Here is a 14106-nt window from a genome sequence, read left to right as displayed (position 1 = left end):
CGACGACCCGGTCGGCAACGGCGTACAGCGGCAGCAGCACGAGGTCGTGCAGCAACGCCGCCCCGACCATCCACATCAGTACGCCCCACCAGTCCCCCGCGAGCAGCTGTACGCCGGCATACGCCACGAGTGCGAACGAGCAGGTGAGGAGCAGGAGTTGGAGGGGGCTTTCGCCGTACCAGCGGCGCCACCGGTTCCGTACGTTCGTCATTCGTACGTGCATCACAGGTCTCCGAACGTCAGGCGGGCCACCCACTTGGTGTTCAGCACTCCGGGTGCGGCGGGGACGATGATGCGCGCCGGGTAGCCGTGGTCGGGGGTCAGCGGCTCGCCGTTGACGTACAGGGCGAGCAGCGAGCGCGGGTCGCGGACCTGGTTGTCACGCAGGGCGGCCCGGCGGAAGGAACCCGCTCGCTGGAGGGACTCCACGAACAGATCGGGTTCCTGGCCCTGCTCGTACCCCGCCAACTCCGCCAGATCCCGCAGCCGTACGCCCCGCCACCACTGGTCGCCCGTCGACCAGCCCTCCACACAGGCGATCGGCAACGCGGCGCTGTACAGGGGCAGTTCATGGAGCTGGGCCCGGCTGAGCCGGACCGTATGACGCCCTTCGACGACGAGCCGCCACGCCTCCTCACTCGTCTCGGTCGCCTGGATCCCCACGGCCGCGGCCGTCTTGTTGATCTGGAAGCCGCCGGGTCCCGAGCCCGGGTTGGAACCGCCGTGCGGCGCGAGCACCGCCGTTTGGCGCAGGGGCCCGTCGAAACTCTGGCCCGCGGTCGTGGCGAGCAGGAACAACGACGAACCGCCGACGAGTTGGAGCGCCCCGCGCCGGGAGACGGTGGGCGTCGCGTCGGGCCGGGGCGCCACCAACTCCCCTTTCTCCTCGCCCCGTTCGCGCCGAATGTTGCGCAGCACCGTCGGCGTCTTCAGCACCGTGTGCGCGACGAAGGCGGCGAAGAAGACCCAGGCGCCGTAGAAGTGCAGGGGATAGAAGGAGCCGGGGAAGAGGTAGTCCAGCTGGACGTTCAGCACTCCCGTCACGAACTCGAACAGCGCGCTGCCGACCAGCACGAGCAGCGAGAGCCGTTCCAGCGCGTGGCCGAGCGAGCGCGCGGGCGGCAGCTCGAACAGCTTCGGAATGACCGACCACAGCTTGGCGAGGAGTACGGGGATCAGGGCGATGCCGAGCGTGACGTGCGCGCCCTGGTTGAGTCGGTACAGCCAGGGCGGGTCGGTGGGCCAGGCGAAGAGGTAGAAGCCGAGGAGGCCCTTGTCCGGGGTCTTGTCGTTGACCGGCGAGAGGTTCGGGTTGTACGCGGCGTACGACACGAGGCCCGTCACAAACAGGACGGTGAGCCCGGCGAGCAGCACGACACCGAGTAACGAGGTGAGCCGAGGGCCGCGCAGCGGGCTGCGCCAGAAGGCGGGGGAAGTGGGGAGCCGTTCGCTCATGCCCCGACGGTAGGCCGGTACGGGCGGGCCGAGAGGGGCTGGACTCATGACGAAACGCTGACGTCCGTGCTGGCCGGGACGCTACGGGCCGGCTTCCGCCCTAGCGTTTCCGCTGTGAACCGTGACCTTCTCCGGGAAGCTGGCCGGAAGCGGAACCAGGACCAGCGCGATGACCTCCGCCAGAACGTCGGGCATGCCTCCGGCCAGGACATCGGGCAGGACGCCGGCCGAGACGTGGGCCAAGACGTCGGGCAAGACACCGGCCTTGGCTCCCGCCGGAACCTTCGCCGTGATCTGTACGCCGCCGGAGCCGCGGTGCTCCTCTTCGCCACGGCCGCTGTCGTAGGCCACGCCATCGAGAACTCCGCCGGCTCCCTGCACCTCGCCTGGGCGCCGCTGTACGCCTGGTGGTCGCCGCAGGTGGGGCCCGGCACTCCGGCCGCGATCACGCTGGCCGTGGCGGTGATCGCGTACGGTCCTTCGCTCGCGGCCCGTCTGCCGTGGCGGGTGCTCGTGCCGGTGACCTGGTTCGTCGCGATGGCCTGGACGTGGTCGCTCGCGCTGATCGACGGCTGGTACTACGGCATCGAGCGACGGCTCACCACCCGCTACGAGTACCTGACGGTCATCGACCGCTTCGACGACATCGGGGCCACCCTGCGCGGCTTCACCCAGCACATCCTGATCGACTCGCCCGACCACTGGCCCCCGCACATCGCCGGCCATCCACCGGCCGCGACGCTCACCTTCGTCTGGCTGGACCGTATCGGCCTCGGCGGCGGTGGCTGGGCGGGCGTCTTCTGCATCACGGTCGGCGCTTCCGCCGCCGCGGCGGTCCTCATCGCCGTACGCACCCTCGCTGACGAAACGCTGGCCCGCCGAGCCGCGCCTTTCGTCGCCCTGGCCCCGGCGGCGATCTGGGTGGGGGCGTCGGCGGACGGTTACTTCGCGGCGGTGGCGGCGTGGGCGGTGGCACTGCTGGCACTGGCGGCGACCGGTGGGCGCAGGACACTCGCCTTCGGCTCCGGACTGCTGCTGGGCCTCACCGTCTATCTCTCCTACGGCCTGACCCTGTTCGCGATCATCGCCGCAGCCGTGCTCCTACTGACCTGGCGACAGTGGCCACTCACCCTCCTCCTCCCGCTACTGGCGGGCGCGGCCGTCGTCCCCGTCGCCTTCACCCTCGCGGGCTTCAACTGGTGGGAGGCGTACCACCTGTTGGTCGAACGCTACTACCAGGGCGCGGCCGCCATCCGCCCGTACTGGTACTTCGTCTGGGCCAACCTCGCGTGCACGGTGCTTCTTGTGGGGCTGGCGGGGGTGGCGGGCCTGCGCCGCACGTTTGCCACTGTGCCGACCGCTTTCCGCCGCCTGCGTGGCGGCACTCCGACCTCCACCGACCGGCTTCTCGGCCTGATCCTCGCCGGGCTCATCATGGTGCTTGTCGCCGACCTCTCCGGCATGAGCAAGGCCGAAACGGAACGCATCTGGCTCCCCTTCGCCTTCTGGCTCCTGCCCGCTACGGCCCTGCTGCCGCGGTCCGGCCAACGGGGCTGGCTCGCCGCCCAGGTGACGGTGGCGCTGACGGTGAACCACCTGTTCCACACGGGGTGGTGAGCGCGGGTTTTTCTTCCCCCAAGCCCACCCCTTCACCCGACAACGAACCCAGCCAACGTCGGGCTGGGGCTTCTCGGCATGCCCAGCATCAGCCGAGGCGGAGATAGCGCAACATCAGCAGTGCGGCGACTGCATTTGCCGACCGGATCTCACCACGCGCCACCAACTCCGGCACCTTCTCCAGCGGGACCCATTCCCGGCGCGCCGACTCGAACCCGTCCTCGGGATCTCCCACATGCTCAGCCTGGTCCGACCAGAACACCTGATGGTGCGACGTCGAGATGCCCGGCATCGGGTCCACGGCGAGCAGCGGCTGCATCGGACCCGGCCGCCAACCGGTCTCCTCCTCGAACTCGCGCGCCGCCGCGACCGCCGGGTCCTCGCCTTCGCCGGTGCCGCCGGACGGGAGCTCCCACCCCCACGCCTCGGTGATGAACCGGTGCCGCCACAACAGCAGCACTTCGTTTGCCTCGTTGACGACTGTGGCCACCGCGACGGGCCGCAATCGGATCACGGTGTGGTCCAGGTGTCGGCCGTCGGGCAGCTCAACGTCCGCCATCGCGACCTTCACCCACCGGTTCTCGTACACGATGCGCTCGCCGAGGTTCCGCCACACAGACACGCTCAGACCTCTCGTCGGATATGAACCCACCCCAGCACAAACCCATCTACGGAGTGGTAATGGCCTGTCCCACGCAGGCTGGCTGCCATCCACGCCCGCGCCTCGCACCGCCTTCCCGAAGGCGGCCAACGGCGGGACCAGCGTCCCAGCCCGTTAACAGAGCCGCTGACGTGCCGGCCACCGCGGGCGTAGCCTCGATGGCATGAGCGAGCATCTCGGGGACCGCGTAGCGCGCCTGCGCCGCATGGCGGATCTCACGCAGGAGGAGTTGGCCGAACGGTCCGACGTATCCGTTGACGTGGTGCGCAAGCTTGAGCAGAAGCGGAAGCACTCGGCACGCCTGCCCACCCTGCACTCTCTGTCTCGGGGGCTGGGGGTGGAGCTGACGGCGCTACTGGGCGACCCTCCGGGCGTGCCGTCCAACGGCGAAGCGGACCCACCCCAGTTGGTTGCGGTGCGCCGCGCCATCATGCCCCCGCTGTTCGCTCCGCCCCCGGAACCGTCCGGGGTGGAGAGCTTGTCCCTGCCGCTTCTGCGCCGCGAGATTTCCGACGGCTGGACCCTCTACCACAATGCCGAATTCAGGCGCCTTATGGACGTGTTGCCCGGCATCATTGCTGACGCTCGGTTCGCCGCCGCTGTAGGCACTGCCGATGAAAGAGCAGCGGGGCAGGCTGCGTTGGGCAAGTCCCTTCAACTTGCCAGGCACTTGGCAATCCGTCTCGGAAAGATTGACCTGGCTCTGAGCGCCCTGGAGCGCGCGATGAATGCCGCTTCCGACTCGTCGGACCCGCTGCTGCCGGGCATGATCTCGAATTCCGTTGCGTGGAACTATCAGAGGCAGAACCGGCTGGACGATGCGGAGAATCTGGCCGTCCATACCGCGGATTCAGTCGAGCGGGAACACGGGGATACTGCGGAAGGCGTCCGCGTATGGGGCGGGTTGCTTATGTCTGCGGCGACCAGTGCCGCGCGTTCCGGCGATTACGAAAAAGCCAGTGAAATGATGACCACCGCGGAGAATGCAACGCGTCGTCTTGCGACGCTTCCGCAGCCGGAAGACGGGAAGATGTTCTCTGTCTTCAGCCGCTCATCCGTCCGCATTGAGCGCGTCCGTCTGGCCGTCCAGCACGCACGACCGGAAGAGGCGCTGAGCCTCGCCAAGGGAATGCGCCTCAGCGCCGATACGCCCCCCTCGTGGCGTACGTGGCTACTGCTCGACGTGGCACGTGCCCATACCGATCTGGGGAATGCCGAGGGCGCCGTCAAGGCCCTTGAAAGGCTGCGGAAGATCGCCCCCGCCTGGATGCGCCACCACACGCTGGCCGTCGCCATCGTCAGTGACCTTTGGGCAGGGCCTAACCATCCGCCTGGACTGCGCCGCCTCGTTGAGTTCCTGGGCATCGCCAACTAAGGCCACAAAACTAGGCCGTTGCGTCCCTGTCTCTCTCTTGTTCCGCCCGGTTCGCTGGACGGATGCAAGACCCCCGCACCGCGCGAACGGCCGGGGGCATGGACCACCTGAGAGAGCAGGCAGCCACACATGTTCGTATCACGTCTGATCGAAAGGGCGAGAGCCGCCCTACGCGGGCGCCGTACGCCCGCCCGGTACCGCCGCGCATCTACGCCCCCCGCGCCCTCTAGGCGCCTCGCTCCGGACGTGCTGGGCGCGAGGCTGGTCAACGCCCGCAGCCACGCAGCGTCACCGCAGGCGCCCCAACTCCAGCCGCATGCACAGTGGTTCGCGCCGCAGTCCTGGGAAGCACCCGGCGCCATGGTGCGTCTGTACGTGACACACCTGGGCGAGGTGCCTAGGAAGGCCCGCGTAGGCACAACGGCCAGCCCTTGGGGATGTGCCTGATGACCACTCAGGAAACCGACGAGACCGGCATGCGGCGCACCTATCGCGGGTGGATGGAGCACGCGGCCGAGTGCGGCCAGTGCAGCAACTCGCCCAATCCGTCGGACGGTTGTGACGTCGGGCGGGAGTTGTGGGGCGCATACCGCCTCGCGCGCATCGGCAGGGGGGCGTCGTGACGACTCCCGTACGCGTGTGCCGATACTGCCAAGAGGTGATCACTGATCCGGCGAATGACGGGGTGATCGTCGCTCACGAACTCGGCAACTCCGGTCCAGGGCGGGACATCTGGGCTCACCGTGATCACGCCGACCTGGTCGACCTGATCGACGACGACCTGTTGCGGATCATGCTCCGTATCTGGGCCGAGAAGATCCAGCCGGAAACCTGACCTCCTGCAAGACCAGCACAACCCTCGATGGCTGCCGTTTCCGGGGACCCAAGGGCAGCGCGCTTGACTCCCGTACCGACCGTCCCCGACTGGTACGGGCAACGCCCCAACTGCCGGAGCTACAGCCACAGTTGGGGGCGTACACCAAAACGGCGCGGGGACCGATTCCCCGCACGTGCAGCGAAGGGATAGACACCATGAGCGCAATCCCCGAGTTCGAGTTCCGCACGTCCAACGCGTGCAAGTACAACAACGACGACCCGCGCTGTGTGGAAGTCGCGACGAACGTTCCCGGCAAGGTGGCGGTCCGCAACTCCGCGACCGGACAGAGCGTCGAGTTCACAGCGGTCGAGTGGACCGGCTTCCTGGCCGGTGCCAAGCTGGGCGAGTTCGACCTGTCGGCGTAGGGAGTCCTCATGGGGCAGTGCCCACAGTGCGGCGGCAGCGCCGAGCCTGACCCGGAGCACTCCGGGGTGATGCGCTGCATGTCGTGCTGGGACGTCTGGTCACTGCCGCGTGAGTCGTCCTGTCCCGGCTACCGCCCCCGGCTGATCACTGCACTCCGCAAGCTGGACGAGTACCGGGACCTGCACCGCTGAGTCCCGTACAGGCCCCGTCGTGTGCTGCACCACGGCGCACGACGGGGGCTTCCTACAGACCCGCGCCCCTTGCAGGGCTCACACGCACCCGACAACGGACCCCAACGCCGGGAGGGGTCCCCGTAGGGGCGGCCTACCGTGCTCGTCGGCGTCGATGACGGAGGTGGGCGATGGTGGGCTTCTCGGAGGCCGTCAAGCGGGGTTTTACGAAGACCTTCTCCTGGGAGGGCCGGGCCTCTCGGGCCGAGTACTGGTGGTTCTACCTCTTCTCTCTCGCCTGCCTCATCCCGAGCGTCGCTCTGACCGTCGCATGGGAGGTCCCGGTCGTCCTCCCCGTATGGCTGTTCCTGTTCGTGCCGAGTCTGGGCGTCTTCGTGCGCAGGATGCACGACTGCGGCCGGAGCGGCTGGAACTGGTTGTGGCCCTGTATCCCGTTGATCGGGGTCATCGTGCTCCTCGCGCTCCTCTGCGACCGGGGCGACTCGGAGACCAACGAGTACGGCTGGCCGCCGGGCTCGAGGGCGGACTGGTGAGCGAGTAGGCAACTCCGACTTGCCCGCCCCGTCCCCCAGGTGTGCTCTGGAGGCAGGGGCGAGGAGAGAGGAGTGGGGTCATGGCTCACACAGCGCCTCGTGCCGCGCGGTGGTACGGCAGCCCCGTACAGCTCGCGCTGAAGCTCACCGCCCCCGTGCTCGGCGGGATCGTCTACGGCCTGTGGGCCGCCGCGATCGGACGGGACGCGGGACCGATCACCGGCTGGAACGTGCTGCTGGGGGTCGTGGCCGCGGTCGCCTTCGCGGCCGGGTACCTCGGGCTGCGCCTGCTCGCCCCGCACCTGCTGCGCGAGCCGCGTGCCGCCGCGTGGGCGGGCTTCGCGGGCGTCGCGGTCGGGTTCCTGCACGGCCTCACCGGCTCGAGCGTCCTGAGGTCGGCGGCCGTGGCGTTCGTGGTGGCGGCAGGGGTCTTCGCGGTGGTGTTCTACCGCTTCTACACGACGGAGGACTGACCCGCGGGGCGACCGCGGGACTAGGACAAAAAGCCCACGACGCATCCAGTGTCGAAACCTACGATGAGTTTGCTGCCCGGCAGGGGTCTACATCTCAGCGACAGTACGCCGCACAGAGAACAAGCAGACACGCACAGCACTCGTAGAGGACTGGATGGGGCGGACATGAAAAGCGACCACCTGGCTGGAGGGCCGGCCATCGAGACCGCCGGCCTGGTGAAGACCTTCGGCGACAACCGCGCCGTGGACGGCGTCGACCTGCGCATCGAGAGGGGCACGGTGTACGGCCTGCTCGGTCCGAACGGCGCGGGCAAGACGACCACGGTACGGATGCTGGCGACCCTGCTCCGCCCCGACGGCGGCGAGGCCCACGTCTTCGGCCACGATGTCGTACGGGAGGCGGACGCGGTCCGCAGCCGGGTCAGCCTCACCGGGCAGTACGCCTCGGTCGACGAGGACCTCACCGGCACGGAGAACCTCGTACTCCTGGCCCGCCTGACCGGCCACAGCAAGAAGGCCTCGTACGACCGCGCGGCCCAACTCCTCGCCGCGTTCGGCCTGTCGGAGGCGGCCGGCCGTCAGGTGAAGCACTACTCCGGCGGTATGCGGCGCCGTATCGACATCGCCGCGTCGATCCTCAACACCCCGGACCTGCTGTTCCTGGACGAGCCGACGACGGGCCTGGACCCGCGCAGCCGCAACCAGGTCTGGGAGATCGTCCGGGCGGTCGTCGCCCAGGGCACGACGGTGCTGCTGACGACGCAGTACCTCGACGAGGCCGACCAGTTGGCGTCCCGGATCGCCGTCATCGACAAGGGCAAGGTCATCGCCGAGGGCACCAAGGGCGAGCTGAAGGCCTCGGTCGGCGCGGGCGCGGTCCACGTACGGCTACGGGACGCAGACCAGCGCCCCGACGCCGAGCTCCTGCTCAGGCAGGCCCTCGACGCGGACGTTCAGCTGGAACCGGATCCGGTTGCCTTGACCGCCCGGGTCGGAAGCAACGGAGACGCGAACGGCTGCGGCCCCTCCGAGAAAGCCTCTCGGGCCCTCGCCGAACTCGCCCGCGCGGGCATCATCGTCGACAACTTCTCGCTGGGCCAGCCGAGTCTGGACGAGGTGTTCCTGGCCCTCACCGGCAGCCCGACCGACCACGAACCGACGACCGAGGCGCAGACGAAGGAGGCCACGGCATGAGCACCGCGACCCAGACCACCGAGAGCACGGAACTCGCCCCGGTCCGCACCGAGAGCCTGGCCGAACTGCTCGTCGCCCGGGAGCGGCCGCCGCGGCCGAACGCGATCCAGACGTCCCTCACCTTCGGCTGGCGGGCGATGCTCAAGATCAAGCACGTGCCGGAGCAGCTCTTCGATGTGACGGCGTTCCCGATCATGATGGTGCTGATGTACACGTACCTGTTCGGTGGCGCCCTGGCCGGCTCCCCCAGCGAGTACATCCAGTATCTGCTGCCCGGCATCCTCGTGATGTCCGTGACCATGATCACGATGTATACGGGCCTCGCGGTCAACATCGACATCGAGAAGGGCGTCTTCGACCGCTTCCGTTCCCTGCCGATCTGGCGGCCGTCGACCATGGTCGGCTACCTGCTCGGGGACGCCGTGCGCTACACGCTCGCGTCGATCGTGATGCTGACGGTCGGCCTGATCATGGGCTTCCGCCCGGACGGCGGCTTCTCCGGCGTCGTGGCGGGCGTGGTGCTGCTGATCATCTTCTGCTTCGCCTTCTCGTGGGTGTGGACGATGGTCGGTCTGCTGATGCGTACGGAGAAGGGCGTGATGAGCGTCAGCATGATGGTGCTGTTCCCGCTGACGTTCCTCAGCGACATCTTCGTCGAGCCCGAGACGATGCCCGGCTGGCTCCAGGCCTTCGTCAACAACAACCCGATCACGCACGTCGCCTCGGCGGTCCGCGATCTGATGGCCGGCTCCTGGCCGACCGAGGAGATCGCGTGGACGCTGGGCTGGGCGGCGGTGTTCGTGGCGGTACTCGGGCCGGTGACGATGCGGCTGTACAACCGCAAGTGACAGCCCGCCGGGGTGTCCCCCGGAAGAACGCAATCCACGTCCGGATGCAGTCACCCCGGCCGTGTCCCGATGACTACGGGGCACGGCCGGGGTTCTTTCTTGAGCTGTGCGCAGAGTCGGTGTTCGGAAAGTCGGTGTTCGGGGAGTCCTCTCGGCGGTACTGATCGTCCTCGGCTGCCTCCTCGTGCCGCTCGGCGGGCTCTCGGCGTGGGCGAAGTACGAGATCGGCGACACCCGGCGGTACGTCGCCACGATGGGACCGCTCGCCGCCGGGCCCGATGTGCGCGGGGCGGTCACGGACACGGTCACCGACGGGATCATGGCCAAGGTGGAGGCCGGTCCGCTCGAGGACGAGGTCCGTGCGTTCGTGCACGAGGCGGTGCTGTCCTTCACCGGGACGCCGGCCTTCCGCGCCGCCTGGGACACCGCGAACCGGGCCGCGCACGACGCCGTTCTACGGGCCCTGCGCGGCGACCGCGACAACGCGGTCACGCTCGATCTCGCGCCCGTCACGCAGCAACTCAAGGACCGGCTGGCCGCCGACCGGGTGCCGCTGGCGCACCGTATCCCCGTCGCGCACACCCAGATCACGGTTCTCGAGGGCCGGGAAGTGGCCACGCTCCGGAAGAGTTTCCGCATGCTGGAGTTCGCGGGTTTCTGGCTGCCGCTCGCGGCGGTGATGCTGGCGGTGGGCGGCATCCTCCTTGCCGTACGCCGCCGCCGCGCGATCATGGCGACGGCACTGGGCACGGCGCTGGGCGCCGCCCTCCTCACCCTGGCAATCGCGGTGGGCCGCACCTTGACACTCGCCGATCTCCCGCCCCACGTCTCCCGCGACGCCGCGGCCACGGTCTACGACGCCCTCACGTCCACCCTCCGCACGGCGACGTGGATCATCCTCGTCCTCGGCCTCACGGTGGCGGCGGCGACCTGGCTCACGGGCCGTGTCGCACGACATCGCGCACGATCCGCAGAGCCTCCTCCAGCACCGGCACAGAAACAGACGCGAGCCCGAGCCTGACGGCGTCCGCCGGGGAGCCCGGCGTGGTGGGGCGCGCGGCCTGCGTACGCTCGGCCTGCGTGCGCTGGGGCTCCACAGCGAACGCCCGCCCCGGCGTGAGAGCCACCCCGCGTGCCGCCACCGCCGCCGTGAACGTGTCCGCGCGCCAGGGCGGCGGCAGCTCCCACCAGGTGTAGTACGCGTACGGATCGGCCCGTACGGCGAACTCCCCCAGCCACTCCTCGACGAGCCGCTGCCGCGCCCGCGCGTCCGCCCGCTTGGCCGCGACGAGCCGCTCGACCGTCCCGTCGCCGATCCACCGCACCGCGGCCTCCAGCGCGAACCGTCCCGCCGTCCACCCGCCCGACCTCAGCGCCTCGGCGACCGTGTCCACCCGCCCCGGCGGCACGACGAGGAAACCGACCGTGAGGCCGGGGGCGACGCGCTTGGACAGCCCGTCGACGAGGTAGGTGCGCTCGGGGGCGTACGAGGCCAGGGGAGTGGGGCCCGCCTGGCCGTCCCGGAGGAAGGACCAGATCCGGTCCTCCACGACAGGAAGGTCCAACTCCCTCACCACTCCGGCCAGTTCACGCCTCCTCCCGTCCCCCATCGTCACGGAGGTGGGATTGTGGAGCGTCGGCTGGACGTACACGGCGGAGAGCGGCGCGGCGCGATGAGCGGCGAGGAGGCCGTCGGCCCGTACCCCCTCCTCATCCATCGCGAGCGGTACGAGCGTGATGCCGAGCCGTGCGGCGATCTCCTTGACCAGCGGATACGTCAGCGCCTCCACGCCGACGCGCCCTCCGGGCCGTACGAGTGAGGCGAGGGCGCCCGCGATCGCCTGGCGGGCGTTCCCGGCGAAGAGGACCCTCTCCTGGGCGGGCCGCCATCCCGCACCGCCCAGGAGCCCGGCTACGGCCTCGCGTGCGGCGGACGTGCCGGTGGCGGGCACCGTACGCGTGGCCTCGGCCAGCACGTCGGCGCGCAGCAGGGGCGCGAGCCCGGCGGCGAGCAGCTCCGACTGCCCTTCCGCGAAGGGGTAGTTGAGCTCCAGATTGATACGCGGCCCGGCGGCCTTGTCCCCCTCGTCCTCCTCGGCCAACGTCCGCCCCGACGGCACCGGCCCCGCCCGTACGAACGTCCCCCGCCCCACCTCGCCGACCACAAGGCCTCGCCGCACCAACTCCGCGTAGACGCGCCCCGCGGTGGACCCGGCGATACGGCGGCGCCGCGCGAACACCCGCTGCGGCGGCAGCCGTTCACCGGGCTTGAGCCGCCCGGTGAGGATCTCCTCGGCCAGCCGGTCGGCGATCCGCCGGTAGTCCTCCACGCGCGCTCATCTCCCATCGCCCTCAGGATTGCACCGAGGGCAAAGTTCTCATTGCACCGAGTAGTCGATGCCGCCTAGGGTCCACCCATGGCTCCCTTCCTCGCATACGAGGACAAAGGCGCGAAACTCTCAACTCCCCTGCCTCTTGTCCTGATCCACGGCCACCCCTTCGACCACACGATGTGGACGCCGCAGGTGAGCGCCTTCTCCCCGACGCGCCGGGTGATCGCCCCGGACCTGCGCGGTTACGGCGCCTCGCCGGTCGTCCCCGGCCTCACGCCGCTCTCCACGTTCGCCGAGGACATAGCGGCCCTCCTGGACGAACTGCACGTGGAGCACTTCGTCCTCGGCGGCCTGTCGATGGGCGGCCAGATCGTCATGGAGTGCTACGCCCAGTACCCGGACCGCATCCGGGGCCTGATCCTGGCCGACACCTTCGCCTCTCCGGAGACTCCGTCCGGCAAGAAGTCCCGCAACGAGATGGCGGACCGGCTCCTGAGGGAGGGCATGCGCGGCTACGCGGACGAGGTCCTCCACAAGATGGTCGCCCCGTACGCCGACGCGTCCGTGGCCGCCCACGTCCACGACATGATGACCGCCACGCCCTCACCGGGCGCGGCAGCGGCTCTGCGGGGGCGGGCGGAACGCCCCGACTACCGCGACCTGCTGACCCGGGTCACGGTCCCGTCCCTGGTGGTGGTGGGCGAGGACGACGAATACACCCCCGTCCCGGACGCGAAGACGATGGCCGAAGCCCTCCCCAACTCCACGCTGCACGTCATTGCTCGGGCGGCCCATATGCCGAACCTGGAACGTCCGGAGGAGTTCAACGAGGCACTGGCGACGTTCTTGGCACAGGTCGACAGCAGCGCCCCATAAGGGGCGCAGGGGCCTGCGCCCCGTAGGGGCGCGGGGCTGTATCGATGTGCGGCTCCGCCGCGTGGGCGCGACCAGCCACAACGAACCCGCACCCGCGCACGATCCCAACCCCCGCCCCGCTAGGCGCCCCACCCGCCGGAGGCAGCGGGGCCTGGGGGCGCAGCCCCCCGTTTCGGGAAGGGGCGGGCTTGGGGAAAGGAACCCTCCCCCCACCCACCCCGTCTTTGAGGGAGGATCCACGCAGAGCGAAAGGTGCGGACTTGGGTACTGCCACGGCGGAGACGGACGAGTGGGCCGACGCCCCGCTGGCGCGGCGCCCCGCACGCGCGGCCGGCGCCTGGATCGCCGGCCTGCTGCTCCTCGGCGTAAGCATCGTCGTAGGGTGCCGGATCGCCGATACGGACGGCATCACCCCCGTACCGCAAGTCATCGCGTTCCTGCCCTGGCTGCTCGCCCCCACCGGCCTCGCTCTCCTCCTCGCCGGCCTCGCACGATGGCGCTTCGGGCTCGTGTGGGGCGTGGTCGCGCTGGCGGCCATCGCCTGGTTCATCGAGCCGTACGGCAAGACGACCGAGGCGAAGGGCACGCCGGTCGCGGAGCTGCGGGTGCTGACGTCGAACGTGGAGTTCGGTCAGGCCACCGACGAGCTGATCGAGATCGTACGGAGCGAACGTCCGGACCTGGTCTTCGTCGAGGAGTGCGAGACCACCTGCGACGAGAAGCTGACGCAGGCCTTCCAGACGGAGGGGGCAAAGAGCACGTACCCCTACCGGCAGGCCGTGGAAGGCTACGGCTCAGACGGCTCCGTCATCCTCAGCCGGTACCCCCTCAAGCCGGCCCCCGGCGTCAAGGGCACCATGGGCATGCCGGGCGCGACCGCCGACGTGGAGGGCCGCGAGGTGAGGGTCCAGCTCGCCCACCCCATGCCCCCGCTCTCGGCCCACGTGGACGACTGGCAGAGGGAACTGGACGCGCTACGCGACTACGCCGCCGCGGACAAGACCCGCCCCACCATCCTCGCGGGCGACTTCAACGCCTCCCAGGACCACGCCGCGTTCCGCCGCATCCTGGACACGGGCCTGCGCGACGGCGCCCGACTCACCGGCGAAGCCCGCACCCCGACCTGGCCGGCCCGTACGCTCCCGGCCTTCGGCACCCAGATCGACCACATCCTCGTCTCCCAGGACTTCTCGGCGAACCGGTCCCGCTTCCTGGACCTGAAGAACACGGACCACCGCTCCCTCCTCCTCGACGTGACCCTCCACGAGCAGGACTGAGCGCGGTGTGGGCCGCCCCTGCAGAAGGGA

At 69.7% G+C, this 14106-nt stretch carries 16 protein-coding genes; 13 read left to right on the top strand and 3 right to left on the bottom strand.

Features of this window, described 5'->3' with window-relative positions; genetic code table 11:
- Positions 1 to 222: 222 nt before the first annotated feature.
- The gene (locus tag ACYVO6_RS49165; protein ID WP_461073518.1) at positions 223 to 1455 is read right to left on the bottom strand and encodes a molybdopterin-dependent oxidoreductase; all 1233 of its coding nucleotides are present in this window, start codon (positions 1453 to 1455) and stop codon (positions 223 to 225) included.
- A gap of 234 nt (positions 1456 to 1689) precedes the next feature.
- Here ACYVO6_RS49165 and ACYVO6_RS49160 point away from each other — a divergent pair, with 234 nt between their 5' ends.
- A complete protein-coding gene (locus ACYVO6_RS49160; protein ID WP_461073593.1) occupies positions 1690 to 3072 on the top strand; it encodes a hypothetical protein in 1383 nt (460 codons plus the stop codon).
- An 88-nt stretch (positions 3073 to 3160) separates the two neighbouring features.
- Here the strand turns inward: ACYVO6_RS49160 and ACYVO6_RS49155 are convergent, their stop codons facing one another.
- On the bottom strand, positions 3161 to 3694 hold the full coding sequence (locus tag ACYVO6_RS49155) for an NUDIX hydrolase (RefSeq protein WP_461073516.1): 534 nt from the start codon (positions 3692 to 3694) through the stop codon (positions 3161 to 3163).
- 202 nt (positions 3695 to 3896) lie between these two features.
- Here ACYVO6_RS49155 and ACYVO6_RS49150 point away from each other — a divergent pair, with 202 nt between their 5' ends.
- The 10 genes from ACYVO6_RS49150 (at position 3897) to ACYVO6_RS49105 (ending at position 10611) form a co-directional block, all read left to right on the top strand.
- Positions 3897 to 5108 (top strand): helix-turn-helix domain-containing protein, encoded by a 1212-nt coding sequence (locus ACYVO6_RS49150; RefSeq protein WP_461073514.1) that lies wholly within the window; start codon positions 3897 to 3899, stop codon positions 5106 to 5108.
- A 446-nt stretch (positions 5109 to 5554) separates the two neighbouring features.
- Positions 5555 to 5731, top strand: a complete 177-nt coding sequence (locus tag ACYVO6_RS49145) for a hypothetical protein (protein WP_461073512.1) — start codon at positions 5555 to 5557, stop codon at positions 5729 to 5731.
- 35 nt (positions 5732 to 5766) lie between these two features.
- A complete protein-coding gene (locus ACYVO6_RS49140) occupies positions 5767 to 5943 on the top strand; it encodes a hypothetical protein (protein ID WP_461073510.1) in 177 nt (58 codons plus the stop codon).
- A 197-nt stretch (positions 5944 to 6140) separates the two neighbouring features.
- The gene (locus ACYVO6_RS49135; protein WP_461073508.1) at positions 6141 to 6350 is read left to right on the top strand and encodes a DUF397 domain-containing protein; all 210 of its coding nucleotides are present in this window, start codon (positions 6141 to 6143) and stop codon (positions 6348 to 6350) included.
- A gap of 9 nt (positions 6351 to 6359) precedes the next feature.
- Positions 6360 to 6542 carry a hypothetical protein gene (locus ACYVO6_RS49130; RefSeq protein WP_461073506.1) on the top strand — a complete coding sequence of 61 codons (183 nt, stop codon included), beginning with the start codon at positions 6360 to 6362 and terminating at the stop codon, positions 6540 to 6542.
- Positions 6543 to 6712: 170 nt separating this feature from the next.
- Positions 6713 to 7075 carry a DUF805 domain-containing protein gene (locus ACYVO6_RS49125; protein ID WP_461073504.1) on the top strand — a complete coding sequence of 121 codons (363 nt, stop codon included), beginning with the start codon at positions 6713 to 6715 and terminating at the stop codon, positions 7073 to 7075.
- Positions 7076 to 7155: 80 nt separating this feature from the next.
- A complete protein-coding gene (locus tag ACYVO6_RS49120) occupies positions 7156 to 7548 on the top strand; it encodes a hypothetical protein (RefSeq protein ID WP_461073502.1) in 393 nt (130 codons plus the stop codon).
- A gap of 165 nt (positions 7549 to 7713) precedes the next feature.
- Positions 7714 to 8742, top strand: coding sequence for an ATP-binding cassette domain-containing protein (locus ACYVO6_RS49115; protein WP_461073500.1), 1029 nt, complete (start codon positions 7714 to 7716; stop codon positions 8740 to 8742).
- A complete protein-coding gene (locus ACYVO6_RS49110; RefSeq protein WP_461073498.1) occupies positions 8739 to 9590 on the top strand; it encodes an ABC transporter permease in 852 nt (283 codons plus the stop codon). Before ACYVO6_RS49115 ends, ACYVO6_RS49110 begins: the two co-directional genes overlap by 4 nt.
- A 106-nt stretch (positions 9591 to 9696) precedes the next feature.
- On the top strand, positions 9697 to 10611 hold the full coding sequence (locus ACYVO6_RS49105; protein WP_461073496.1) for a hypothetical protein: 915 nt from the start codon (positions 9697 to 9699) through the stop codon (positions 10609 to 10611).
- Here ACYVO6_RS49105 and ACYVO6_RS49100 read toward each other — a convergent pair.
- Positions 10526 to 11920 carry an aminotransferase-like domain-containing protein gene (locus ACYVO6_RS49100; protein WP_461073494.1) on the bottom strand — a complete coding sequence of 465 codons (1395 nt, stop codon included), beginning with the start codon at positions 11918 to 11920 and terminating at the stop codon, positions 10526 to 10528. The genes ACYVO6_RS49105 and ACYVO6_RS49100 overlap by 86 nt on opposite strands.
- Positions 11921 to 12007: 87 nt before the next feature.
- On the opposite strand from ACYVO6_RS49100, the gene ACYVO6_RS49095 reads away from it, so the two are divergent.
- A complete protein-coding gene (locus ACYVO6_RS49095; RefSeq protein ID WP_461073492.1) occupies positions 12008 to 12799 on the top strand; it encodes an alpha/beta fold hydrolase in 792 nt (263 codons plus the stop codon).
- 260 nt (positions 12800 to 13059) lie between these two features.
- Positions 13060 to 14076 (top strand): endonuclease/exonuclease/phosphatase family protein, encoded by a 1017-nt coding sequence (locus ACYVO6_RS49090; RefSeq protein WP_461073490.1) that lies wholly within the window; start codon positions 13060 to 13062, stop codon positions 14074 to 14076.
- Positions 14077 to 14106: the final 30 nt, after the last annotated feature.

It is taken from the genome of Streptomyces pseudoechinosporeus (assembly GCF_054783935.1).
Note: the sequence above shows the minus strand (reverse complement) of the source record. Positions and strands in the feature narration are given on the sequence as shown.